The sequence below is a fragment of the Stenotrophomonas sp. TWI273 genome (genome assembly GCF_039674765.1).
GTDB lineage: Bacteria > Pseudomonadota > Gammaproteobacteria > Xanthomonadales > Xanthomonadaceae > Stenotrophomonas.
This window is the reverse complement of record NZ_JBDJOA010000001.1, coordinates 535,215-558,806: the sequence shown is the minus strand read 5'-3', so window position 1 is coordinate 558,806 and position 23,592 is coordinate 535,215. Positions and strand designations below refer to the sequence as shown.

At 66.6% G+C, this 23,592-nt stretch carries 20 protein-coding genes; 15 read left to right on the top strand and 5 right to left on the bottom strand.

Annotation, left to right across the window (positions count from 1 at the left end; all coding sequences use genetic code 11):
- Positions 1-7: 7 nt before the first annotated feature.
- Entirely contained in the window at positions 8-670 is a 663-nt protein-coding gene (locus tag ABE571_RS02320; protein WP_313212322.1) for a TetR family transcriptional regulator, read from the bottom strand.
- Positions 671-990: 320 nt separating this feature from the next.
- Here ABE571_RS02320 and ndk point away from each other — a divergent pair, with 320 nt between their 5' ends.
- The 13 genes from ndk to guaA all read left to right on the top strand — a co-directional run bounded on the left by ndk (position 991) and on the right by guaA (position 15,510).
- Positions 991-1,416 (top strand): nucleoside-diphosphate kinase, encoded by a 426-nt coding sequence (gene ndk, locus ABE571_RS02315; RefSeq protein ID WP_008265389.1) that lies wholly within the window; start codon positions 991-993, stop codon positions 1,414-1,416.
- A gap of 10 nt (positions 1,417-1,426) precedes the next feature.
- Entirely contained in the window at positions 1,427-2,632 is a 1,206-nt protein-coding gene (gene rlmN / locus ABE571_RS02310) for a 23S rRNA (adenine(2503)-C(2))-methyltransferase RlmN (RefSeq protein ID WP_346465208.1), read from the top strand.
- A complete protein-coding gene (gene pilW, locus ABE571_RS02305; RefSeq protein WP_313212319.1) occupies positions 2,619-3,416 on the top strand; it encodes a type IV pilus biogenesis/stability protein PilW in 798 nt (265 codons plus the stop codon). Before rlmN ends, pilW begins: the two co-directional genes overlap by 14 nt.
- A gap of 6 nt (positions 3,417-3,422) precedes the next feature.
- Positions 3,423-4,286: a RodZ domain-containing protein gene (locus ABE571_RS02300; RefSeq protein WP_313218068.1), complete on the top strand. Its 864-nt coding sequence runs from the start codon at positions 3,423-3,425 to the stop codon at positions 4,284-4,286.
- Positions 4,287-4,345: 59 nt separating this feature from the next.
- A complete protein-coding gene (locus ABE571_RS02295) occupies positions 4,346-4,984 on the top strand; it encodes a tetratricopeptide repeat protein (RefSeq protein WP_019183086.1) in 639 nt (212 codons plus the stop codon).
- Positions 4,984-6,192 (top strand): outer membrane protein assembly factor BamB, encoded by a 1,209-nt coding sequence (bamB, locus tag ABE571_RS02290; RefSeq protein WP_313212316.1) that lies wholly within the window; start codon positions 4,984-4,986, stop codon positions 6,190-6,192. Before ABE571_RS02295 ends, bamB begins: the two co-directional genes overlap by 1 nt.
- A 12-nt stretch (positions 6,193-6,204) precedes the next feature.
- Positions 6,205-7,596, top strand: a complete 1,392-nt coding sequence (gene der / locus ABE571_RS02285) for a ribosome biogenesis GTPase Der (protein ID WP_259261070.1) — start codon at positions 6,205-6,207, stop codon at positions 7,594-7,596.
- 136 nt (positions 7,597-7,732) lie between these two features.
- Positions 7,733-8,872 carry a molybdopterin-synthase adenylyltransferase MoeB gene (gene moeB, locus ABE571_RS02280; protein WP_346493106.1) on the top strand — a complete coding sequence of 380 codons (1,140 nt, stop codon included), beginning with the start codon at positions 7,733-7,735 and terminating at the stop codon, positions 8,870-8,872.
- 251 nt (positions 8,873-9,123) lie between these two features.
- Positions 9,124-10,950, top strand: a complete 1,827-nt coding sequence (locus ABE571_RS02275; protein ID WP_313212314.1) for a monovalent cation:proton antiporter-2 (CPA2) family protein — start codon at positions 9,124-9,126, stop codon at positions 10,948-10,950.
- 139 nt (positions 10,951-11,089) lie between these two features.
- Positions 11,090-11,971: a bifunctional methylenetetrahydrofolate dehydrogenase/methenyltetrahydrofolate cyclohydrolase FolD gene (gene folD, locus ABE571_RS02270; RefSeq protein WP_152150574.1), complete on the top strand. Its 882-nt coding sequence runs from the start codon at positions 11,090-11,092 to the stop codon at positions 11,969-11,971.
- Positions 11,972-12,098: 127 nt separating this feature from the next.
- Entirely contained in the window at positions 12,099-12,257 is a 159-nt protein-coding gene (locus tag ABE571_RS02265) for a hypothetical protein (RefSeq protein ID WP_346493105.1), read from the top strand.
- Positions 12,258-12,375: 118 nt separating this feature from the next.
- Positions 12,376-13,833, top strand: a complete 1,458-nt coding sequence (guaB, locus tag ABE571_RS02260; protein ID WP_123729717.1) for an IMP dehydrogenase — start codon at positions 12,376-12,378, stop codon at positions 13,831-13,833.
- A 111-nt stretch (positions 13,834-13,944) separates the two neighbouring features.
- On the top strand, positions 13,945-15,510 hold the full coding sequence (gene guaA / locus ABE571_RS02255) for a glutamine-hydrolyzing GMP synthase (protein ID WP_346482202.1): 1,566 nt from the start codon (positions 13,945-13,947) through the stop codon (positions 15,508-15,510).
- A gap of 94 nt (positions 15,511-15,604) precedes the next feature.
- Here the strand turns inward: guaA and ABE571_RS02250 are convergent, their stop codons facing one another.
- Positions 15,605-16,489 (bottom strand): LysR family transcriptional regulator, encoded by an 885-nt coding sequence (locus tag ABE571_RS02250; RefSeq protein WP_346463084.1) that lies wholly within the window; start codon positions 16,487-16,489, stop codon positions 15,605-15,607.
- A 96-nt stretch (positions 16,490-16,585) separates the two neighbouring features.
- Here ABE571_RS02250 and ABE571_RS02245 point away from each other — a divergent pair, with 96 nt between their 5' ends.
- Both ABE571_RS02245 and ABE571_RS02240 read left to right on the top strand, forming a co-directional pair.
- Entirely contained in the window at positions 16,586-17,032 is a 447-nt protein-coding gene (locus ABE571_RS02245; RefSeq protein WP_346463086.1) for a PACE efflux transporter, read from the top strand.
- A gap of 129 nt (positions 17,033-17,161) precedes the next feature.
- Positions 17,162-19,627, top strand: coding sequence for a M20/M25/M40 family metallo-hydrolase (locus ABE571_RS02240; RefSeq protein ID WP_346493104.1), 2,466 nt, complete (start codon positions 17,162-17,164; stop codon positions 19,625-19,627).
- Between the two features lie 162 nt (positions 19,628-19,789).
- On the opposite strand, the gene lpdA is transcribed toward ABE571_RS02240, so the two are convergent.
- The 3 genes from lpdA to ABE571_RS02225 are packed head-to-tail and all read right to left on the bottom strand — an operon-like array spanning position 19,790 to position 23,590.
- Positions 19,790-21,196 (bottom strand): dihydrolipoyl dehydrogenase, encoded by a 1,407-nt coding sequence (gene lpdA, locus ABE571_RS02235; RefSeq protein ID WP_346493103.1) that lies wholly within the window; start codon positions 21,194-21,196, stop codon positions 19,790-19,792.
- 3 nt (positions 21,197-21,199) lie between these two features.
- Positions 21,200-22,543, bottom strand: a complete 1,344-nt coding sequence (locus ABE571_RS02230) for a dihydrolipoamide acetyltransferase family protein (RefSeq protein WP_070427217.1) — start codon at positions 22,541-22,543, stop codon at positions 21,200-21,202.
- Between the two features lie 3 nt (positions 22,544-22,546).
- Complete coding sequence (locus ABE571_RS02225; protein WP_070427218.1) at positions 22,547-23,590, bottom strand: alpha-ketoacid dehydrogenase subunit beta; 1,044 nt, start codon at positions 23,588-23,590, stop codon at positions 22,547-22,549.
- Positions 23,591-23,592 lie beyond the last annotated feature (2 nt).

The window sequence follows — 23,592 nt, the reverse complement described above, 5'->3', positions numbered from 1 at the left end:
CCCGGCTCTACGGGGTGGAAAGGGAGGTCGTCGAAGCGCTCGAGGCCGCGCTGGCGCGGAATCCGGCTTCGGCGAAATGAATCAGTTCCTGGGCGGCATGGGCACGATGCGCCGCTTCGGTGACACCGGCGGGTCGCTTGATCAGGCCGAAGTCGGCCATCGCGTAAGTCAGCGAGCCGGCGAGGAAATCCAGGCGCCAGTACAGCTCTTCCTTGCTCAGCTCCGGCACGCAGGCGGAGATCGCCTTGCCGAAGTCGCGCAGGACGTGGCCGTAATGGTCGGACAGGAACTTGCGCAGGTTGTCGTTCTTTTCGGCGTAGGCGCGGGCGATGACCCGCACGAACGCGCCGCCGGTCTGGCGGTCCTGGGCCATTGCCAGGGCCGGCTCGACGAAGGCGGCCAGCACCGGGCGCAGCGCGCCGGGGTGCTCACGGCGTGCAGCCTCCAGCTGGGCCAGGCGGGCCGAGGTCATCTCGTCCATCCGGCGGCGGAAGACCTCGTTGACGAGGTTCTCCTTGGAGCCGAAGTGGTAGTTGACCGCGGCGATGTTCACATCGGCCTGGCTGGTGACCTGGCGCAGCGAGGTGCCCGCGAACCCGTGCAGGGCGAACAGTTCTTCAGCGGCGCCGAGGATGCGGTCCTTGGTGGAGAAGTGGGCAGGTTTGGCCATGGGGCAGGGCAGTTCAATCAAACGATTGTTTGATATTAGACCTGCGGCTGCGGCATCGCATTGTGCGGCGCAGCAGAAATAGGCCTCCGTTCATCCGCCCGCTCGGTAGTGCCGGCCGCTGGCCGGCAACCCTTCATTCCCTGAACGGGGCGAGCGATCCCATGCGGTCCAAGCCTGCCACGCATGGCGTAGCACTACCGGAGATGGGGAGGACACGTTAGAATTGGCGCACGTATATCAGGCTAAGCCCGCGTTTTGACGCGGGTTTTTTTCATGTTAACCTCGGGCCGATCAAGTGGCCCGCCCAACGGAGTATTCCCATGGCGCTGGAGCGCACCCTTTCCATCATCAAGCCGGACGCCGTCGCCAAGAACGTCATCGGCGAAATCTACGCCCGCTTTGAAAAGGCCGGCCTGAAAGTCGTCGCCGCCAAGTACAAGCAGCTGTCGCGCCGTGAAGCCGAAGGCTTCTACGCCGTGCACCGCGAGCGTCCGTTCTTCAACGCGCTGGTCGAGTTCATGATCTCCGGCCCGGTGATGATCCAGGCGCTGGAAGGCGAGAACGCCGTGCTGGCCCACCGCGACCTGCTGGGCGCCACCAACCCGAAGGAAGCCGCCGCAGGCACCATCCGCGCCGACTTCGCTGAATCCATCGATGCCAATGCCGCCCACGGCTCGGACTCGGTTGAGAATGCCGCGATCGAAATCGCCTACTTCTTCGCCGCGACTGAAGTCGTCTCGCGCTGAGAGTGATGCCGTGAACGAGGTCGTACAGCCAACCGCCATCCCATCCGTGCTCGTCTCGAGCCCGGCTGTGGCCAAGCAGAACCTGCTCGACCTCGATCGCGAGGGTCTGGAGCGCTTCTTCGCCGAGACACTCGGCGAAGCGCGCTACCGTGCCCACCAGGTGATGAAGTGGATCCACCATCACTACGTCACCGATTTCGATGACATGACCGACCTCGGCAAGGCGTTGCGCGCCAAGCTCAAGCAGCATGCCGAGGTGCTGGTTCCGAACATCGTGTTCGACAAGCCCTCCGCCGATGGCACCCACAAGTGGCTGCTGGCCATGGGCACCGACGGCAAGAACGCGATTGAAGCGGTCTACATCCCGGACAAGAACCGCGGCACGCTGTGCGTATCGTCGCAGGTCGGCTGCGCGCTGAACTGCACCTTCTGTTCGACCGCCACCCAGGGCTTCAACCGCAACCTGTCCACCGCCGAGATCATCGGCCAGGTGTGGGTCGCGGCGCGCCATCTGGGCAACATCCCGCACAAGCAGCGTCGTCTCACCAATGTGGTGATGATGGGCATGGGCGAGCCGTTGATGAATTTCGACAACGTCGTGCGCGCCATGAGCGTGATGCGCGACGATCTGGGCTATGGCCTGGCCAACAAGCGCGTGACGCTGTCCACCTCCGGCCTGGTGCCGCAGATCGACCGCCTCTCCACCGAGAGTGACGTGTCGCTGGCGGTGTCGCTGCATGCGCCCAACGATGCACTGCGCGAGACCCTGGTCCCGCTCAACAAGAAGTACCCGATCGTCGAGCTGATGGCCTCGTGCGCACGTTACCTGCGCGCCAACAAGCGCCGCGAATCGGTCACCTTCGAATACACCCTGATGAAGGGCATCAATGACCAGCCAGAGCACGCCCGCCAGCTGGCGCGGCTGATGCGCCAGTTCGACAACGCCGTACAGGCCTCGAACTCGGGCAAGGTCAACCTGATTCCGTTCAATCCATTCCCGGGCACGCGCTATGAGCGCTCCGGCGAAACCGACATCCGCGCCTTCCAGAAGATCCTGCTCGATGCGAAGGTGCTGACGATGGTGCGACGCACCCGTGGCGACGACATCGATGCCGCCTGCGGCCAGCTCAAGGGCCAGGTCATGGATCGCACGCGCCGCCAGGCCGAGTTCAATAAAACGCTGCAGGACGGGAAAGGCCGGGATGCGGCTGCCTGATTGCCGATTGCCAGCCGTTGTTTTCCTCGCGCTGGCAGTGGTCGGCTGTGGCAAGCAAGGCATCAAACCGCCGTCCGGGCCCCTTGAGGTCGCGCCGACCTATGAGGCCCGGGACAACCCTGAGATCCGCAAGCGCGTGAACTACCAGGACCAGATGGTCCTGGCTGGCGAATCGCTGCGCGCAGGTGCCCCGGATGCCGCCGAGAAGCGGGTGCGGGCGGCCATGAAGATCGATGCGCGGCGTCCCGAGGCCTACATGCTGCTGGCGGCCATCGCCGCCCAGCGCGGCAACGAGGCCGAGGCCGGCCAGCTGTACGCCAAGGCCGCTGAGCTGGGCCCGGAGCGCGGCGACGTCCTCAACAATTATGGCGCGTGGCTATGTGCTCATGGCCGGCCGGCCGAGTCGCTGGTCTGGTTCGACCGGGCGCTGCAGGCCCCGGGCTACACCACGCCGGCGTCCGCCCTGGCCAATGCCGGTGGCTGTGCGCTGGACGCAGGCCAGCCCGAACGGGCCGTGCCGGACCTGCGACGGGCGCTTGAGATAGATCCCGTCAATGCCTATGCGCTGGAGTCGATGGCCCGCAACGAGTACGCCCAAGGGCGCTATTTCGAGGCGCGGGCCTTTTCGCAACGGCGTTTGACGGCTGCACCGGCCACACGTTCCGTGTTACAACTTGCCTCTCAAATCGAGGCGCGGCTTGGCGACAGCGTGGCATCCGGTCGCTATCTGCAGCGAATTCATGACGAATTTCCGCAGGATGCGGCACCTAATCCCCGGGGTTGAAGCATTGTGATTGATGACCAGACTGTGAACGCTTTTGATACTGCGGCCGGTTGCGGAGCTCGTCTTCGCCAGGCCCGGGAAGCGGCCGGACTGACCCTGGAGGCGGTGGGGCAGCAGCTGCATATGCCGGTTCAGGTACTCAAGTCCCTCGAAGAAGAACAGTGGCAGCGTCTCGGCGCGCCGGTCTTCGTCCGCGGCCAGCTGCGCAGTTATGCCCGCCTGCTCAAGGTGGACATCGGCGAGATCCTCGAGCAGGCGCATATCGGGCCGATCGTGCCGCCGCAGCTGGTCAGCCACACCCATACCCCGCGGGCCCGGCGCATTGCCGAGAGCCTGGGGCGTCGTGTCCTGTATGTCGGCATCACCGCCGTTCTGGCCGTGCCGGTCTGGTTCGCCACCCGCGGCCATTTCGATGGCACGGCGACCACCCCGAACACCGCCTCGCTGGATGTGATCCCGGCGGCGGTACCGGTGGCCGGTGGCGACACCCCGGACCCGGCCGCACCGGTGGCGGTCGAAGCGGCCAAGCCTTCGGCACCGGCGGCGCCGTATCTGGCATCGCTGACCCCGGTTCCGCGTCCGGCCGCTGCGCCGGCATCGCAGGCCGGCGCCCTGAGCCTGCAGTTCAAAGGCGACAGCTGGGTGGATATTTCCGGGCCCGACGGCACCACCGTCGAAAAGGCCCTGATCAAGTCGGGCGAGACCCGCAGCTTCGCGCCAGGCCAGGTGGCCCGCATGGTGCTGGGCAATGCATCGGCGGTCGAGGTTCAGCAGGCCGGCACTATCGTCGACCTTTCGCCGTACCAGCGAGCCAACGTGGCACGCTTTACGGTATCCTCTGACGGCTCCGTGGTCCCAGTTTCGCACTGAACCGCGTTTCCCCAATCCAATTCAAATAGCTCCTCCTCATGGGCGGGGCGAGAGTACGCATGGCGATCGACGACCTGCTCGACGAGCACGAACAAAGTGAACGCGTCCGCGGCTGGCTGCGGAAGAACGGTGTCAGCATCCTCGCTGGCGTAGCCATCGCGATTGGTGGCATCTGGGGCTGGAAAGAGTGGCAGACCCGGCACAGCAACAGCCTGGCCGGCGCCAACGTCCAATACCAGATCGTCCTCAAGAGCCTGGAAGAAAAGGATCTGGAGCAGGCCGCCAAGGGTGTGAAGGACCTGGAAAGCGGCAAGGCCAACATCTATGCCGATCTGGCCGCACTGCAGCTGGCCAAGGCCCAGGTCGATGCCGGCAAGAACGAAGATGCGCTGGCGACCCTGCGCGCGATCAAGGCCGACCCCGAATTCAAGCCGGTGATCGAGCAGCGCGTTGCGCGCCTGCTGGTGGCCACCGGCAAGACCGAGGATGCGATCAAGCAGCTCGGCACCGCAACCGACAGCGCCAGCCTGGAAATCCATGGCGACGCACTGATGGCGCAGGGCAAGCGTGATGCCGCCCGCGAGCAGTATGAGAAGGCGCTCAAGACGCTGGACGTGGCAGCGCCCCAGCGGCGCCTGCTGGAAACCAAGTTGACGGATGCCGGTGGCACCGTCACCGATCCTGCGGAGTCGGTGTAATGAATCAGATGGTCATGATCAAGCGCGTTGCCACGGTCGCCCTGTTGGGCATGGCCCTGACCGGCTGCAGCACGATGAAGGGCTGGTTCGCCGGCAAAGATGCGGCGGCCAAGAAGGCGCTGGAGCCGGCCGAGCTGGTCAAGTTCGATGCCACCGCCAAGGTCGACAAGATCTGGACGGCCAACGTCGGCAAGGGTGAGAAGCGCATCGGCGTCCGTCAGGGCCCGGTGGTCGCCGATGGTCGCGTGTACGCGGCCGCCATCTACGGTGGCGTGCATGCCATCGACCTGCAGACCGGCAAGAAGATCTGGACCTATGAACCGGCCAAGGTGAAGAAGCAGCCCAAGCTGCGTCTGTCCGGTGGCCCGGGCGTGGGTGACGGCCTGGTCGTCATCGGCACCCTGGATGGCGAAGTCATCGCGTTGAACGCGGCCGACGGCACTGAGAAGTGGCGTGCCAAGGTGCCGGGTGAAGTGATCTCCGCGCCGGCCGTGGGCCAGGGCATGGTGTTCGTGCGCAGCAACGACGGTCGCGTGACCGGCCTGGATGCCGAAAATGGCACCCAGCGCTGGTTCAACCCGCGCGAGCTGCCGGCACTGACCGTGCGTGGCAACGCGCCGGTCGTCGCCGGCCCGGGCGTCCTGTTCATCGGTAACGACGACGGTTCCATCGCCGCGCTGGCCATGCAGGACGGCCGCACGCTGTGGGACCAGATGGTCGGCACCGGCGAAGGCCGTACCGAGCTGGAGCGCATGGCCGATATCGATGGCGCCCCGGTGCTGGAAGGCAATACGCTGTTCGTCAGCAGTTTCAAGAACCAGACCATGGCGATCGAAGGCCCGACCGGCCGTCCGCTGTGGGCACGTGATCATGGTGGCGCCGGTGGCGTGGCCCTGACCTCGAGCAATGTGTTCGTCACCGACAACAAGGGCGGCGTGTTCGGCCTGGACAAGGCCAGCGGTTCGGCCATGTGGTCGCAGACGGGCCTGGCCCGTCGTTCGCTGACCGGTCCGGTCATCCACGGCGATTACGTTGTGGTCGGTGATTACAAGGGGTATCTGCACTGGTTGCGGACCGATAACGGTGAGTTCGCGGCGCGCGCCAAGAGTGGCGGCGACGCCCTCCTGGCACAGCCGGTAGCTGCCGATGGGATTCTGCTGGTGCAGAACGTTGATGGAAAGCTGACCGCGTTCCGGTTGGCACAATAAGGAGTTACCGCGATGCTGCCCTTGGTCGCCCTGGTTGGACGGCCGAATGTCGGCAAGTCCACGCTGTTCAATGCGTTTACCCGTACGCGCGACGCGCTGGTCCATGACCAGCCCGGCGTGACCCGGGACCGTAATTACGGTGTTTGTCGTCTTGATGAAGACCACCCGTTCCTGGTGGTCGATACCGGCGGTATCGCCGGTGAAGAAGAAGGTCTGGCCGGCGCTACTGCCCGCCAGGCCCGCGCCGCCGCCGCCGAGGCGGACCTGATCCTGTTCGTGGTCGATGCCCGTGAGGGCCCGATGGACGACGAGATCCTGTCCTGGCTGCGCAAACTGGCCCGTCCGACCCTGCTGCTGATCAACAAGATCGACGGCATGAACGAAGACACCGTGCGTTCGGAGTTTGCCCGTTACGGCTTCAGCGAAATGCTGACCGTCTCGGCCGCGCACCGTCAGGGCCTGGATGATCTGCTGGACGAGGTCGTGGAACGGTTGCCGGAAGAGGGCACCACCGAGACCCTGGACACCGATCCGAACCGCATTCGCATCGCCTTCGTCGGCCGCCCCAACGTGGGCAAGTCGACGCTGGTCAATCGTCTGCTCGGCGAAGAGCGCATGATCGCCTCCGAAGTGCCCGGTACCACCCGTGATTCGATCGCGGTGGACATGGAGCGTGACGGGCGCGAGTACCGCCTGATCGATACCGCGGGCCTGCGTCGCAAGGCGCGCGTCGAGGAAGTGGTCGAGAAGTTCAGCGTCATCAAGACCCTTCAGGCCATCGAGCAGTGCCAGGTCGCGGTGCTGATGCTCGATGCCTCTGAAGGTGTCACCGATCAGGACGCCAGCGTGCTGGGTGCGGTGCTCGATGCCGGCCGTGCGTTGGTGGTGGCGATCAACAAGTGGGATGGCCTGACCGATTACCAGCGCGAGCAGGCTGAAGCACTGGTGTCGCGCAAGCTCGGCTTCGTGCCGTGGGCCGAAGTGGTGCGCATCTCGGCCAAGCACGGCTCGGGCCTGCGTGAGCTGTTCCGCTGCATCCACGCCGCGCATGCCTCGGCGACGCATGAGTTCAGCACCAGCGAAGTCAACAAGGCGCTGGAAACGGCCTACGAGACCAACCCGCCGCCGGCGATCCGTGGTCACGTGTCCAAGCTGCGCTACGTGCATCCGGGCGGTTCCAACCCGCCGACCTTCATCGTCCACGGCACCCGTCTGAAAGACCTGCCGGAGTCGTACAAGCGCTATCTGGAGAACTTCTTCCGCAAGCGCTTCAAGCTGGTCGGCACGCCCGTGCAGTTCATCTTCCGCGAGGGTGTGAACCCGTACGAGGGCAAGAAGAACGTGCTCACCGAACGTCAGCTCAAGCGCAAGCGCCGCTTGATCAAGCACGTCAAGGGCAAGTGATGCAGAAAGAGCCGGCGCAAGCCGGCTCTTTTCATTGGAGCTGCCGGCCAGTGGCCGCACGTAGCGGTAGTGCCGGCCGCTGGCCGGCAACCCGGACGAACCGGCGGCCGGCGCGCCCGTGCGCGATAATCCCCGCATGAGCACGATCCCCGAACTCACCCCGGCGCAGGCCCGCGAACGTCTCGCCCAGGGCGCGCTGCTGATCGACGTCCGTGAGGCGCACGAGCGTGCCACCGGCATGGCCGAAGGCGCCCTCGGCATCGCCACGGGCGATCTCCAGGCCGAACCCGGCACGCACCTGCCGGCCATCGACCGCGAGGTCGTCCTGATCTGCCAGAGCGGCAAGCGCTCGATGGAGGCCGCGAACGTCCTGGCCGGTCTCGGCTATACGCATGTCGCCTCCGTCCACGGCGGGACGTCCGCGTGGCGCGCTGACGGGCTGCCGTTGGTGCAGCCGATGCAGAGCGACGCCGAGCGCGATTTCAACGAACGGTACTCGCGTCATCTGCTGTTGCCGCAGGTGGGTGTCCAGGGCCAGAAGACGCTGCTCGCCTCGCGCGTGCTGGTGCTCGGCGCCGGCGGTCTGGGCGCACCGGCCAGCTTCTATCTGGCCGCGGCCGGGGTAGGGCACCTGCGCATCGCCGACGACGACGTGGTGGATCGCAGCAACCTGCATCGGCAGATCATCCATACCGATGCCAGCGTCGGCGAGCCCAAGGTGCGCTCCGCCCGCGCGCGCCTGCTCGCGCTCAATCCTTCGCTGGATGTGGACGCCGTGCAGGCGCGGGTCACCTCGGACAACATCGATGCGCTGCTCGAGGGGGTCGACGTGGTGCTGGATGGCTCGGACAACTTCCCGCTGCGTTATCTGCTCAACGATGCCTGCCTCCAGCACGGCATCCCGCTGGTGTATGGCGCGGTGGAGCGCTTTACCGGCCAGGTCAGTGTGTTCGATGCCGGTCGCCAGCGTGGCACTGCGCCCTGCTACCGCTGCCTGTTCCCGGAGCCGCCGCCGCCCGAGTTCGCGCCCAACTGCTCGGAGGCCGGGGTCCTCGGCGTGCTGCCGGGCATGGTCGGTCTGCTGCAGGCCACCGAAGTGCTCAAGCTGCTGCTCGGCATCGGCGAGCCACTGATCGGGCGCCTGCTGACCTTCGATGCGCTGGGCATGCGCTTCCGCGAGACGCGGCTCAGGCCGGACCCGGCCTGTCCGCTCTGCGCGCCCGGGCGCGCGTTCCCTGGGTACATCGATTACGCCGCGTTCTGCAGCGGCGCGTAGATCCACGCCATGCGTGGATGCGGTTCGCCGGGACGCTATGCGTGGATGCCGTTGGCGAGGGGCCGCCGGGTGACCGCAGCCACGCGTGGCGTGGCTCTACCGGTGGGTTCGGTGGCGATTTCGGGACGATGCGGCATCCAGATTCAATATCGTTCTGAATTCAGCACGATAAAACGCATCATCCGCGCTATTGCCCTCCACCGCTTTGCCCTATCGTTGACCCATCTTGTGTAGTCCGGGGAAACAACCGCATGGCGGTGGAAGCAGGTGCCAGTGAACTGGTGAAAGTCGTCGCTCTGCTGGGCGCGGCAGTGGTCATGGTGCCGCTGTTCCGCCGGCTCGGGTTGGGCTCGGTGCTGGGCTATTTCGCCGCGGGCCTGGCCATCGGCCCGTTCGGGTTCGGCTGGTTCTCCGATCCGCAGGCCATCCTGCATACCGCCGAGCTCGGCGTGGTGATGTTCCTGTTCGTGATCGGCCTGGAGATGCGGCCCTCGCACCTGTGGAGTCTGCGCAACGAGATCTTCGGCCTGGGCACGCTGCAGATCGTGGTCTGCGGTGCGGTGCTGACCGGCGTGTGCATGCTGCTCGGCTTCCCCTTGCCGGTGGCCTTCATCGGCGCCGCCGGGTTCGTGTTGACCTCCACCGCGGTGGTGATGCAACTGCTCGCCGAACGCGGCGACATCGCGCTGCCGACCGGCCAGAAGATCGTCTCGATCCTGCTGTTCGAAGATCTGCTGATCGTGCCGCTGCTGGCGGTGGTCGCGTTCATGGCGCCGGTACACAGTGATGCGGGCGAGAGCTCGCGCTGGGTCACCGTGGGTATCGCTGCCGGTGCGATCGTCGGCCTGGTGCTGGTCGGCCGCTTCCTGCTCAATCCGTTGTTCCGCATCCTCGCCGCCGCCAAGGCGCGCGAGGTGATGACGGCCGCTGCCCTGCTGGTCGTGCTCGGCGCCGCGCTGCTGATGCAGCTGGGTGGGTTGTCGATGGCGATGGGCGCGTTCCTCGCGGGCGTGCTGCTCAGCGAATCCACCTTCCGCCACCAGATCGAAGCGGACATCGAGCCGTTCCGCGGCATCCTGCTCGGCCTGTTCTTCCTCAGCGTCGGCATGGCGTTGGACCTCACCGTCGTGGCCAACAACTGGCCGCTGATCGTCTCCGGCGTGTTCGCGCTGATGCTGGCCAAGGCGGTCTGCATCTACGTGGTCGCGCGCATCCTGGGCAGTGATCATCGGCAGGCGCTGGATCGTGGCGTGGTGATGGCGCAGGGCGGCGAGTTCGCCTTCGTGCTGTTCTCCGCCGCGGCGGTGGCCGGTGTGATCGACGTACAGGTCAATGCCAATCTGACCGCGATCGTGGTGCTTTCGATGGCACTGACGCCGCTGTTCGTGCTGCTGCACGACAAGCTGATGCCGGACCGGGAAGTCTCGCTCGATGGCGTCGAAGAAGCCGACGGTTTGTCCGGCAGCGTGCTGCTGATCGGCTTTGGTCGCTTCGGCCAGGTGGCGAGTCAGTCGCTGCTGGCGCGCGATGTGGATGTGACCATCATCGACAACGACGTGGACATGATCCACAACGCCGAGCGCTTCGGGTTCAAGATATACTACGGCGACGGTACCCGGCTGGATGTACTGCATGCGTCCGGCGCGGGGTCGGCGCGTGCGATCGCGGTGTGCGTCAACAGCGACCAGGATGCCGATCGCATCGTCGAGCTGGTCACCCACGAGTTCCCCCAGGCCAAGCTGCTGGTGCGCTCGTTCGATCGCGAGCATTCGCTGCGCCTGATCCATGCCGGCGTGGACTTCCAGATCCGCGAGACCTTCGAGTCGGCGCTGCAGTTCGGCCAGGCCGCGTTGATGGAGCTGGGTGCCGATCCGGACGATGCGCGTGAGATCGCCGAGCAGATCCGCGAGCGTGATGCGGAACGCTTCGAGCTGGAGATGGCGGGCGGAGACCTGCGCGCCGGGGCGCACATGGTGTTCGGCACGGCGCTGCCCGGCGTGCCCACGCCGACCCCGTTCACCGCGCCCAAGCGCAAAGCGCGCACGCTCAACGCGGACGAGGTGCCGGAAGAGGAATGAGGCTCCGGTAGTGCCGGCCGCTGGCCGGCACCCAGATGGGCCCATCCCACGCGCCGGCCAGCGGCCGGCACTACCGGTGGGCGGGGCGGGCCGAATCAGGGACAATAGCCGACCGTCGCCCCCACGCCTGCCGCCCTCGATGAGCTCACCGACTTCCGACACCGCTTCTTCCGCCCGCATTCTCGACGGCCGCCGCATCGCCGAAGACCTGCTGGACAGCCTCAAGGTCCGGGTGGACGCCCGCCTGGCTGCCGGTGGCAGCCGTCCGGGCCTGGCCGTGGTGCTGGTCGGTGGCGATCCGGCGTCGACCGTGTACGTGCGCAACAAGCGCCGCGCGGCCGAAAAAGTGGGCATCGAAGCTTTTGATTACGATCTGCCGGCCGGCACCACCGAGGCCGAGCTGCTGACGTTGATCGACCAGCTCAACGCCGATCCGAAGATCCACGGCATCCTGGTCCAGCTGCCGCTGCCGGGCATCCCGGACGCCAATCGCCTGATCCACCGCATCGACCCGCGCAAGGACGTGGACGGCTTCCACCCGGAAAACGTCGGCCATCTGGCCCTGCGCGAGTTCGGCCTGCGCCCGTGCACGCCGCGCGGCATCGTGACCCTGCTGGGCCATACCGACCAGCCGGTGCGCGGTCGCAACGCCACCATCGTCGGTGTCAGCAACCACGTCGGCCGCCCGATGGGCCTGGAGCTGCTGATCGCCGGCTGCACCGTGACCAGCTGCCACAAGTTCACCCCCAAGGACGTGCTGGAGCAGTCGGTGCGCAACGCCGACATCCTGGTGGTCGCCGTGGGCCGCCCCGGCATCGTCCCGGGCGAGTGGGTCAAGCCGGGCGCCGTGGTGATCGACGTGGGCATCAACCGCCTGGATGATGGCCGCCTGGTCGGCGATGTCGGCTTCGAGGCCGCCGCCCAGCGCGCCAGCTGGATCACCCCGGTCCCGGGCGGGGTAGGGCCGATGACCGTGGCCACGTTGATGCAGAACACGATCGAGGCAGCCGAGGCGTTCTGACCGCCCTGTGCGGCCCCACGGTCGGCGCCTGCTGCGGCCGCGATCCCGGGCCGACCGACACCTGCCGCCCCTGGTAGAGGCGAGGCGGGGGGGGGGGGGGGGGGGGGGGGGGGGGGGGGGGGGCCCCGTGGGGCGGCGACCAGCGGCGGAGACACCGCTCTACCCGATCCAGGCGCAGCCGACCAACGGTCGGCTCTACCCGATCCAGGCGCAGCCGACCAACGGTCGGCTCTACCCGATCCGGGCGCAGCCGACCAACGGTCGGCTCTACCCGATCCAGGCGTAGCCGACCAACGGTCGGCTCTACCGGGTTCGTCGGCGCGACACAGCGTCGCACCTGCCCCCTGCCAAAGACGCCCGAATCAGGGTAAAATGTCGCGCTTCCCCACATCTCGGGTATGCCGATGCTGCGCATCCAGGCTGAAGCTCTCACCTACGACGACGTCTCCCTCGTCCCCGCTCATTCCATCATCCTGCCCAAGGATGTCAGTCTGGAAACGCGCCTGACGCGCGACCTGCGGCTGAAGCTTCCGATCCTCTCGGCTGCCATGGATACCGTCACCGAAGCCCGCCTGGCCATCGCCATGGCCCAGCTCGGCGGCATGGGCATCATCCACAAGAATCTGAGCGTCGAGCAGCAGGCTGCCGAAGTGGCCAAGGTCAAGAAGTTCGAGGCCGGCGTCATCCGCGACCCGATCACCGTCGGCCCGGAGACCACCATCCGCGACGTGCTGGCCCTGACCCAGGCGCGCAACATCTCCGGCGTGCCGGTGGTGGACGGCGGCGGCCAGCTGGTCGGCATCGTCACCCACCGTGACATGCGCTTCGAGACCGAGCTGGACGATCCGGTCCGCCACATCATGACCAAGAAGGATCGGCTGATCACGGTCAAGGAAGGCGCGGCCTCCGATGAAGTGCTGCAGCTGCTGCACCGCAACCGCATCGAGAAGATCCTGGTCGTCAACGATGAGTTCGCCCTGCGCGGCCTGATCACCGTCAAGGACATCCAGAAGAACACCGATTACCCGAACGCCGCCAAGGACACCGCCACCCGCCTGCTGGTCGGCGCGGCCGTCGGCGTCGGTGGCGATACCGACCGCCGGGTCGAGGCGCTGGTCGCCGCCGGGGTGGACGTGCTGGTGGTGGACACCGCGCACGGCCACTCGCAGGGCGTGCTGGACCGCGTCAGCTGGGTCAAGAAGCACTTCCCGCAGGTGCAGGTTGTCGGTGGCAACATCTGCACCGGTGAAGCCGCACTGGCGCTGCTGGACAGCGGCGCGGACGCAGTCAAGGTCGGCATCGGCCCGGGCTCGATCTGCACCACGCGCGTCGTCGCCGGCGTTGGCGTGCCGCAGATCACCGCGATCGACCTGGTCGCCGAGGCGCTGCAGGACCGCATCCCGCTGATCGCCGACGGTGGCATCCGCTACTCCGGTGACATCGGCAAGGCGCTCGCCGCCGGTGCCTCCACCATCATGATCGGTGGCCTGCTGGCCGGTACCGAGGAATCGCCCGGCGAGACCGAGCTGTTCCAGGGCCGCTCCTACAAGAGCTACCGCGGCATGGGCTCGCTGGCCGCGATGGAGAAGGGCTCCAAGGACCGCTACTTCCAGGACGCCTCCAGCGCCGACAAGTTGGTGCCCGAAGGCATCGAAGGCCGCGTGCCGTATCGCGGCCCGGTCGGCGGCATCATCCACCAGCTGATGGGCGGCCTGCGCGCCACCATGGGTTACGTGGGCTGCGGCACCGTCGAAGACATGCGCAGCAAGCCGAAGTTCGTCAAGATCAGCGGCGCCGGCCAACGTGAGAGCCACGTCCACGACGTGCAGATCACCAAAGAGCCGCCGAACTACCGCGCCTGACGCGGCATGAGCAAAGAGGAACGAGGAAGCTGATTCCCGTTCCTCTTTCTCTATCGGCCGCCGGTAACGACGCTGTGTTTCCCGTATTTACTCCTGCATTGCCCGGGCACCATGACCAACATCCATAACGACAAGATCCTCATCCTCGATTTCGGCGCCCAGTACACCCAGCTGATCGCGCGCCGCATCCGCGAGCTCGGCGTGTACTGCGAAATCTGGGCGTGGGACCACAACCCGGCCGACATCGCCGCGTTCGGCGCCAAGGGCATCATCCTGTCCGGCGGCCCGGAATCGACCACGCTGCCGGGCGCGCCGGCCGCACCGCAGGAAGTGTTCGACAGCGGCCTGCCGATCTTCGGCATCTGCTACGGCATGCAGACCCTGGCCGCCCAGCTCGGTGGTGCCACCGAAGCGGCCGACCAGCGTGAGTTCGGCCATGCCGAAGTCAACGTCGTCGCCCCGGATGCGCTGTTCAAGGGCCTGAGCGACCACGGTGGCGAGCCGAAGTTGAATGTCTGGATGAGCCACGGCGACCACGTCTCCGTCGCGCCCCCGGGCTTCACCGTCACCGCCGTGACCGATCGCATCCCGGTGGCCGCGATGGCCAACGAAGAGAAGCGCTGGTACGGCGTGCAGTTCCACCCGGAAGTGACCCACACCCTGCAGGGCCAGGCGCTGCTGCGCCGCTTCGTGGTGGACGTGTGCGGCTGCGAAACCCTGTGGACCGCCGCCAACATCATCGACGACCAGATCGCCCGCGTGCGCGAGCAGGTCGGCGATGACGAAGTGATCCTGGGCTTGTCCGGCGGCGTCGATTCGTCCGTCGTGGCTGCGCTGCTGCACAAGGCGATCGGTGACAAGCTGACCTGCGTGTTCGTCGATACCGGCCTGCTGCGCTGGCAGGAAGGCGACCAGGTGATGGCGATGTTCGCCGAGCACATGGGCGTCAAGGTGATCCGCGTCAACGCGGCCGACCGTTACTTCAGCAAGCTCGAAGGCGTGAGCGATCCGGAAGCCAAGCGCAAGATCATCGGCAACCTGTTCGTGGACATCTTCGATGAAGAATCCACCAAGCTGAAGAATGCCAAGTGGCTGGCGCAGGGCACCATCTACCCCGACGTGATCGAGTCGGCCGGCAGCAAGACCGGCAAGGCCCACGTGATCAAGAGCCACCACAACGTCGGCGGCCTGCCGGAGCACATGAAGCTGGGCCTGGTCGAGCCGCTGCGTGAGCTGTTCAAGGACGAAGTGCGTCGCCTCGGCGTCGAGCTCGGCCTGCCGCGCAGCATGGTCTACCGCCATCCGTTCCCGGGTCCGGGCCTGGGCGTACGCATCCTCGGCGAAGTGAAGCGCGAATACGCCGAGCTGCTGGCCAAGGCCGATGCCATCTTCATCGACGAACTGCGCAAGGCCGATCTGTACGACAAGACCAGCCAGGCGTTTGCCGTGTTCCTGCCGGTGAAGTCGGTGGGCGTGGTCGGTGATGCGCGTGCGTATGAGTGGGTGATCGCACTGCGCGCGGTGGAGACGATTGATTTCATGACGGCGCATTGGGCGCATCTGCCGTATGAGTTCCTGGGCACGGTGAGCAACCGGATCATCAATGAGCTGCGGGGAGTGTCGCGGGTTGTTTATGACATCTCGGGGAAGCCGCCGGCGACGATCGAGTGGGAGTGAGTCAGCGTCCAGCCCTGGCTGGTATCTAGACACACGGACGTACACGGAAGCCCGCAGAAATGCGGGCTTTTCTGTTCTCCTCGGGTGTACGGGGTCAGAGGTGGTCGCGCATCAGCGCGATCACATCGCCAGCGGCACGTCGCACCGGCTTCCTGCGCAGCCACACCAGGTGCACCGGCATCGTCACGCCGTTCTCCAGGTTGTCGAACGCCAGCACTTTCACGCGTCCAGCAGAAACGGCGACCTCAACGACATCCGCCGGCAGGTTGGCCCAGCCAGCACCGCGTTCCACCAGCCCCAGCGCAGCCTCCACAGAGTCCACATGCCAGCGGGCGTCGGACACCAGCAGCCGACGATCTGCGACGTCGTCGTCTGGCCCAGCCACCACGATCTGGCGGCTGCCGCTGAGATCCTCCAGACGCCGAAGGCCCGCCGGGAGACCGGGCGTGTCCGCCGTGGCCGAAGCGACGGCGATGAAAAGAACGTTGGTGACATAGGTGAAGGCCTCTTCTCGATCCACCTCCGTGGAGACGGGCAGCAGGACCAGATCGGCCCGCTCCTGGTGCAGCATCTCGCGAACCTGGTCCTGGGGCAGTCGAAGCAGGTTCACCCGCAGCAGAGGGTACCGACAGCCCACCCGGGCGAGCGCCTCCAGCAACGTCTGGTCCGGAACGCCGGCGGCGACAGCGACGGTCAGAGTGCTCTCCAGATTCTGCGAAAGCTCCACGGCATGGATCTGCAACAGCCGCAACCTGCTGGCGACGGAGCGCGCGTGGGGCAGCAGGGCCAGTGCTTGTGCGGTCGGTAACGCCTCGCGGCGCGAGCGGTCAAACAGTGGATAACCCAATCCGGCCTCGATGTTTGCGATGCCCATGCTTACTGCGGAGGGCACCCGACGCAGCGCGCGGGCCGCGCCGGAGAAGGAGCCGTGGTCGACCACAGCGAGGAAGAGATCGATGTCATCGCTGGAGAGGGACATATATCTTTCAATAATTCTGAAAGGAGATGACTTTTTCAGTCAGTAATTCTGAATATAGCATCACACCCTTCGCCAGTGACCGAGCAGGAGGATGTGATGCAGGGCGTAAAGCGCAAGGTGATCTACGTCGGGGGCTATGAGCTTCTGGGACTCGCGGTGGGAACGATGGTCATGACGGTGCTGACCGGCAAGTCACCGGCCACGACCGGACTGCTGGCGCTGATGATCACGGGGATAGCCACGGTATGGAACGTGAGCTTCAACTACCTGTTCGAGGCATGGGAGCGGCGCCAGCGCGACCGCACCCGCACGGTACGCCGACGTGTGCTGCATGCCGTGGCGTTCCAGCTGACCCTGGTGTGCTTTCTGGTCCCGCTCATCGCATGGTGGCTGGGCATCACGCTGACGCAGGCGTTCGTACTGGACCTGGTGTTCATCGTCTACATCCCTTTTTATACGTTCGCCTACAACTGGGCGTTCGACCGGTGCTTCGGCGTTCCCAGTTCCGCAGTGAATCACGAGGGGAACCCGCATCTTGGCTGATCAGAAAATTGTTTGACATATCGGAAATTGCTTTGTAATCCTGTGAAGGTCCCCTTGCTGGATTGCCCCTGTGCTCCTTATCCCGCGCCTCTGCAGCCTGGCGAATGACCTAGACCACAGGGTGCGCGCATGAGCGCGCTCCGGTCATCCCGCGGCGTCGCACGCTACACGCTGCCACTGCTGCTCCTCAGCATCGTCATCGCCGCCTGGTCCGCCTGGAGCGCGCAGAAAACCCCGCCGCCAAAGCCAGCCACCATCGCCACCACCGAGTTCTCGGCCGCACGTGCGATGCAGCACTTGAGCTGGATCGCGGCCGAGCCGCATCCCACCGGCTCAGCGGCTGCGGCAAGGGTTCGCGACCAATTGGTGAACCACCTGCAGCAGGCCGGACTCCAGGTATCCGTGCAGCGTGGCCAGGCAGCCGCCGAGTACGGTTCGGGCGACGGACGTGGTGTGCGCGCCGCCAATGTCGAGAACGTGGTTGCGGTGCTGCCGGGCCGCGATCGCAGCCTGCCGGCGGTGCTGCTGATGGCGCACTACGATACCGTTCCCCATTCGCCCGGCGCAGCCGACGATGGCCTCGGCGTGGCGGTGATGCTGGAGATCTCGCGTGCGCTGCAGAACGATCTGCGGCAGCGTGACGTGGTCTTCCTGTTCACCGATGCGGAGGAGGCCGGCCTGCTTGGCGCGCGTGCGTTCTTCGCCTCGCATCCGCTGTCGTCGCGTATCGGCACGGTCGTCAATCTGGAAGCCCGCGGCAGCAGTGGCCGTGCGGTGCTGTTCGAAACCGGGCCGGGCAACGCGGCGCTGCTGGGCACGTTCGCCAAACTCGCGCCGCAGCCGCTGGGCAATTCGCTGACCGGTTTCGTCTACCGCTACATGCCCAACGGCACCGACTTCACGGTGCCGGCGCAGAAAGGTATTCCCGGCCTCAACTTCGCGATCATCGGCAGCCAGATCGACTACCACGCCGCCACCGCGAGCGTGGCCAATCTCGACCCGGGCAGCGTGCAGCACATGGGCGCGCAGGTGCTGCCGCTGGTGCGCCGGCTGGCGACCTCGGCGACACTGCCGACCTCCACCCAGGATGCGATCTACAGCGATCTTCCTGGTGGCTGGATGATCAGCGTGCCGGTGTGGTCAGGCTGGTGCGTGCTGGCGTTTGGGCTGCTGGTCCTTGTCGTGGTCGCACGGCGTGCCACGTTCAACCTGGGCGGATGGCGCGGCGTGGTCAGTGGTGTGGCGTGGTGGCCGCTGGCGCTGCTGTCGGTCGCGCTTGCGGTGCGTGTGTCGTACCGGCTGCTGGGCGGTGGCGATGCCACGCTGGTGAACAATCGCGACCTGCTGGCGGCATTCTCGACGCTGGCGGCGGGCGAGGGGCTGTTGTCCATCGGGGTGGTGGTGGCGTTGGGTGCATTGCTGGCCTGCCGGGCCGCGCGCAAACCGGCTGCCGCACTCGCGCTGCTGGCCGGTGCGTGCGCCTCACTGCGGGGTGGGTTCGATGTGATCGGGCTGGTGCTGGGCGTGCTGGTTGCGCTGCTGGCCTGGACAAGCGCGGGAACCGCTGCACGCGGTGAAAGCGTGCGGCTGGGCGCCTTGCTGGTGGCCTGGATCATCGGCGCGGTCGTGCAGGTGCTGGCGCCGGAGCTGGCACCGTTGCTGCTGTGGCCGCTGCTGGCGGTGGCCGCGGTGGTCTGGCTGCTGCCGGCGCATGCGCCGCTGTCCGCATTGCGTGTCCTTGCCGCGGCAGTGATCACCGCGTTTGCTCTGGCGCACGTCTTCCACTTTGCCCTGCAGCTGTTCGAGGCGATCGGCTTCGGCACGCCGGAGGTGCTGGCGTTGCCGTTCGCGTGGCTGGCCGTATTGCTGCTGCCGTGGGTACGTATAGCCGAGGGTGGACGCGGGTTCGCGATCGCTGCGCTCGTGACGCTGCTGGCGGCTGCGGGTGTACTGGCCGCCGCGTCATTCACCGAGGCGGACCGCACGCGCTACCCCGAGCTGTCCCAGGTGCTGTTCGTTGCGGACCCAGACAACCAGCACTACCACCGCGTCAGTTCACTGCCGCAGCTGTCTGACTGGAGCCGGCGTGCGTTGGGCGGCGCGCAGGCTGAACCTGCCCGCCTGCCGATTCCTGCGATGGATCTGACATCTGTCTGGGCAACGACGGCGGACGCCATTGCGGTGCCAGGGCCGGTGCGTTTCGAGCGCTCCTACGATGCCGATACGGGCCAGGCGATATTGCGCGTGCTGGCACCAGCAGGCACGCGCGAACTCCGTGTACGGCTCAAGAGCGGGGCAGTCGTGCGCAATGTGCAGCTGCAGGGCGAGGACGCGCCCCTGCTGGACGAGGCAGGTCGCTGGTCACGACTGCGTTGGCAGGCGCCGGGCCCGGACGGGATCGAGCTGCGCTGGCCGGCAGACAGTGGCCCGGTCGAGGTGCAGGCCGCAGCCGGGATCGATGGCTGGCCCAAGGATGCGGCGCCATTGCCTGCGCGGTCTGCGCACATCGTGCCGTGGTCGACCTCGGACATGACCTGGATTCTGGGCGCGACGCGCGTGAGCCGGGAGGGCGGCGCGCACCAGGGTGGGCGCTGACGCCCGACGGGATGGAGGGCGTGTGGCCCCTCCGTCACGGCCAGCCTCCACTGCTGCCCGTTGCGATCTACCAGAACCGATGCAAACAAACGGCCCGCAGTGCGGGCCGTTTGTTTTGGTGCTGCAAAGCGTCCGAGCATGGCTCGGACCTACAGACCTGCCTCAGATATGCAACGCATGCCCCAACGCACGCAGCGCCGCTTCCTGCACCGCCTCACCCAGGGTCGGGTGCGGATGGATCGTGCCGGCGATGTCTTCCAGCGTGGCGCCCATCTCGATGGACTGCACGAAGGCGACCGACAGTTCCGAGACCTGCACGCCCACGGCCTGCCAGCCGAGGATGCGGTGGTCGCTGCTGCGTGCGACCACGCGCACGAAGCCATCGGTGGATTCCAGCGACATCGCACGGCCATTGGCCGCGAACGGGAACAGCGCGACCTTGGTCTCGATGCCCTGTGCCTTGGCCTCGTCCGGCGACAGCCCGACCACCACGATTTCCGGATCAGTGAAGCACACCGCCGGAATCGCGGCCGGCACGAAGTGGCGCTTCCTGCCGCTGACGATCTCGGCCACCAGTTCGCCCTGCGCCATCGCCCGGTGCGCGAGCATCGGCTCGCCGGCGACATCGCCGATGGCCCACACGTTGCGCATCGAGGTCTTGCACTGGTCGTCGATCTTGATCGCCTTGCCGGTCAGATCCAGCTGCAGCGATTCCAGATTGAAGCCGTCGGTCTTCGGGCGACGGCCGACCGCAACCAGGATCTGGTCGGCGTCCAGCGCGATTTCGTTACCGTCCTTGTCGCGCACGCGCAGCTGGCCGTTGTCGGCCAGGCCAAGCACGCTGTGGCCGGTCAGCAGCTTCACGCCGGACTTCTCCAGGTGCGTGGCGACCGGCTTGGTCAGCTCGGCATCGTAGGCCGGCAGGATGCGTTCCTGGGCCTCGACCACCGTCACTTCGCAGCCCAGCTTGCGATACACCGTGCCCAGCTCCAGGCCGATGTAACCGCCACCGACGACGATCAGCTGCTTGGGCAGTGAGGTCGGCGAGAGGGCTTCGGTGGAGGAGATGACCTTGCCGCCGAACGGCAGGAACGGCAGTTCCACCGGCACCGAGCCGGTGGCCAGCAGCAGGTGCTCGCAGGTGATGCGCAGCGTGCCGCCGTCTTCGGCGGCACCGGCGATCTCGACGGTCTTGCCGTCGACGATCATGGCCCAGCCCTTGATCAGCTGCGCGCCGTTCTTCTTCAGCAGTGCGCTGACGCCGCCGGTCAGCTTCTTGACGATGCCGGCCTTCCACGCGACGGTCTTGGCCAGGTCCAGCGACGGCGCCTGCACGCTGATGCCCAGCGGCGAGGTACCTGCCGCATAGGCGGTGACCTTGGCGAACTCCTCGGCGGCATGGATCAGCGCCTTGGAGGGAATGCAGCCGATGTTGAGGCAGGTGCCACCCGGATTGACGCCCTCGACCACGACGGTCTTGACGCCGAGCTGGCCGGCGCGGATGCCGGCGATGTAACCGCCGGGGCCGCCGCCGATGATCAGCAACTGGGTTTGAAGGGTATTGGACATCGCTTACTCCACGAACAGCAGGGCCGGGGTTTCCAGGCGCGTACGGATCGCCTGCACGAACTCGGCCGCATCCATGCCATCGACGATGCGATGGTCGAACGAGGACGACAGATTCATCAGCTTGCGCGCCACCACCTGGCCCTCGCGGAACATCGGGCGTTCAATGATGCGGTTCACACCGACGATCGCCACTTCCGGATGGTTGATGATCGGGGTCGACACCACACCGCCCACCGCACCGAGGCTGCTGATGGTGATGGTCGAGCCGGACAGCTCCTCACGGGTCGCCTTGCCCACGCGCACGGCATTGGCCAGGCGCGCGATCTCGGTGGCGGTCTGCCACAGATCCAGCGACTCGGCATGCGCGACCACCGGCACCGACAGGCCGACCTCGCTCTGGGTCGCGATACCCAGCTGCACGCCCTCATAGCGGGTCACGATGTTGGCCTGGTCATCAAAGCGGGCGTTCATCTGCGGGAAGTCGCGTGCGGCCAGCACCACGGCGCGTGCCAGCAGCGGCAGCAGGGTCAGCTTGCCGCGCTCCTTGGCCCAACGTTCGTTGAGCTTGGCACGCAGGGCTTCCACTTCCGTGACGTCGATTTCTTCCACATAGGTGATGTGCGGAATGGTCGTCCAGGACTGCTGCATCTTCTGCGCGATCTTGCGGCGCAGGCCGATGATCGGCACCTGCTGCTCGCCGGTGCGGCGCGCGTAGCTGCTGCCGCCGGCACTGCCACCGACCGGCTGCGCCTTGCCACCGGCGGCGGCGTAGGCATCCAGATCGGCCTGCAGGATGCGGCCGCCCGGGCCGGTGGCCGGCACGTAGCGCAGCTCGATGCCCAGGTCCCAGGCGCGGCGACGCACGGCCGGCGAGGCCAGCGGGGCTTCACCGGCGTTGAGCACGCCGTTGGTGACCGCGCCACGCGCGTCCTGCTTGGCGGCGCAGGCAGGTGCGGAGGCAGCGGCGGCCTTGGCCGGCGTCGCAGCCGGTGCGGCCTCGGCGGCGGTGGCAGGTGCAGCGGCCGGTGCAGCCGCCTTGGGCGCAGCAACCGGTTCGGCCGGCGCGGCAGCAGCCGGTGCACTGGCAGCACTGGCATTGCCGGCGCCTTCCACTTCCAGGCGGATCAGCTCGCTGCCGACGGCCATCATCTGGCCGGGCGTGCCGCCCAGCGAGACCACGGTGCCTGACACCGGCGAGGGGATCTCGACCATGGCCTTGTCGGTCATGACCTCGGCCACGACCTGGTCTTCGGCGACCGGGCCGCCGACCTCGACCTTCCAGGTGATCAGTTCGACTTCGGCGATACCTTCACCGATGTCCGGCATCTTGATGACGTGATGTCCCATGGTTCAGTCCTCCAGCACGCGCTGCATTGCATCGATGACCCGGGACGGACCCGGGAAGTAGTCCCATTCCTGCGCGTGCGGATACGGGGTGTCCCAGCCGGTAACGCGTTCCACCGGGGCCTGCAGATGGTAGAAGCAGTGCTCCTGCACCAGCGCGACCAGCTCGGCGCCGAAGCCGCAGGTGCGGGTGGCTTCGTGCAGCACGATGCAGCGGCCGGTCTTCTTGACCGAATTGACGATGGCGTCCAGGTCCAGCGGCCACAGGCTGCGCAGGTCGATCACTTCAGCATCGATCCCGGCATCTTCAGCGGCGGCCTTGGCCACCCACACGGTGGTGCCGTAGGTGATGATCGTCAGTGCCTTGCCTTCGCGGGCGATGGCGGCCTTGTCCAGCGGCACGTTGTAGTAGCCCTCCGGCACCAGGTTGTCCGGGTACTTGGACCACGCGGTGACCGGGCGGTCGTGGTGACCGTCGAACGGGCCGTTGTACAGGCGCTTGGGCTCCAGGAAGATCACCGGATCGTCGTTCTCGATCGAGGCGATCAGCAGGCCCTTGGCGTCGTACGGGTTGGACGGCATGACCGTGCGCAGGCCGGTGGCGTGGGCGAAGATCGCTTCCGGGCTCTGGCTGTGGGTCTGGCCACCGTAGATGCCACCGCCGCACGGGGTGCGGAACACCAGCGAGGAGGTGAAGCTGCCGCCGGAGCGATAGCGCATGCGCGCCGCTTCGGACACGATCTGGTCGTAGGCCGGGTAGATGTAATCGGCGAACTGGATTTCGGCGACCGGGCGCAGGCCGTAGGCGGCCATGCCGATCGCCGCGCCGGCGATGCCGTTCTCGGAAATCGGCGCATCGAACACGCGCTGCTTGCCGTACTTGGTCTGCAGGCCGTCGGTGCAGCGGAACACGCCGCCGAAGTAGCCCACGTCCTGGCCGAAGACCACCACGTTGTCGTCGCGTTCCAGCATCACGTCCATCGCCGAGCGCAGCGCCTGGATCATGGTCATCGGCGTACCGCCGGTGTTGTTCTGTTCAATCCCGCTCATGT

Bases quoted from the DNA above. Each gene is read 5' to 3' on its own strand.
- ABE571_RS02320 (WP_313212322.1), bottom strand. From the start codon at position 670: ATGGCCAAACCTGCCCACTTCTCCACCAAGGACCGCATCCTCGGCGCC.
- ndk (WP_008265389.1), top strand. From the start codon at position 991: ATGGCGCTGGAGCGCACCCTTTCCATCATCAAGCCGGACGCCGTCGCC.
- pilW (WP_313212319.1), top strand. From the start codon at position 2,619: ATGCGGCTGCCTGATTGCCGATTGCCAGCCGTTGTTTTCCTCGCGCTG.
- ABE571_RS02295 (WP_019183086.1), top strand. From the start codon at position 4,346: ATGGCGATCGACGACCTGCTCGACGAGCACGAACAAAGTGAACGCGTC.
- bamB (WP_313212316.1), top strand. From the start codon at position 4,984: ATGAATCAGATGGTCATGATCAAGCGCGTTGCCACGGTCGCCCTGTTG.
- der (WP_259261070.1), top strand. From the start codon at position 6,205: ATGCTGCCCTTGGTCGCCCTGGTTGGACGGCCGAATGTCGGCAAGTCC.
- moeB (WP_346493106.1), top strand. From the start codon at position 7,733: ATGAGCACGATCCCCGAACTCACCCCGGCGCAGGCCCGCGAACGTCTC.
- ABE571_RS02275 (WP_313212314.1), top strand. From the start codon at position 9,124: ATGGCGGTGGAAGCAGGTGCCAGTGAACTGGTGAAAGTCGTCGCTCTG.
- folD (WP_152150574.1), top strand. From the start codon at position 11,090: ATGAGCTCACCGACTTCCGACACCGCTTCTTCCGCCCGCATTCTCGAC.
- guaB (WP_123729717.1), top strand. From the start codon at position 12,376: ATGCTGCGCATCCAGGCTGAAGCTCTCACCTACGACGACGTCTCCCTC.
- guaA (WP_346482202.1), top strand. From the start codon at position 13,945: ATGACCAACATCCATAACGACAAGATCCTCATCCTCGATTTCGGCGCC.
- ABE571_RS02250 (WP_346463084.1), bottom strand. From the start codon at position 16,489: ATGTCCCTCTCCAGCGATGACATCGATCTCTTCCTCGCTGTGGTCGAC.
- ABE571_RS02245 (WP_346463086.1), top strand. From the start codon at position 16,586: ATGCAGGGCGTAAAGCGCAAGGTGATCTACGTCGGGGGCTATGAGCTT.
- ABE571_RS02240 (WP_346493104.1), top strand. From the start codon at position 17,162: ATGAGCGCGCTCCGGTCATCCCGCGGCGTCGCACGCTACACGCTGCCA.
- lpdA (WP_346493103.1), bottom strand. From the start codon at position 21,196: ATGTCCAATACCCTTCAAACCCAGTTGCTGATCATCGGCGGCGGCCCC.
- ABE571_RS02230 (WP_070427217.1), bottom strand. From the start codon at position 22,543: ATGGGACATCACGTCATCAAGATGCCGGACATCGGTGAAGGTATCGCC.
- ABE571_RS02225 (WP_070427218.1), bottom strand. From the start codon at position 23,590: ATGAGCGGGATTGAACAGAACAACACCGGCGGTACGCCGATGACCATG.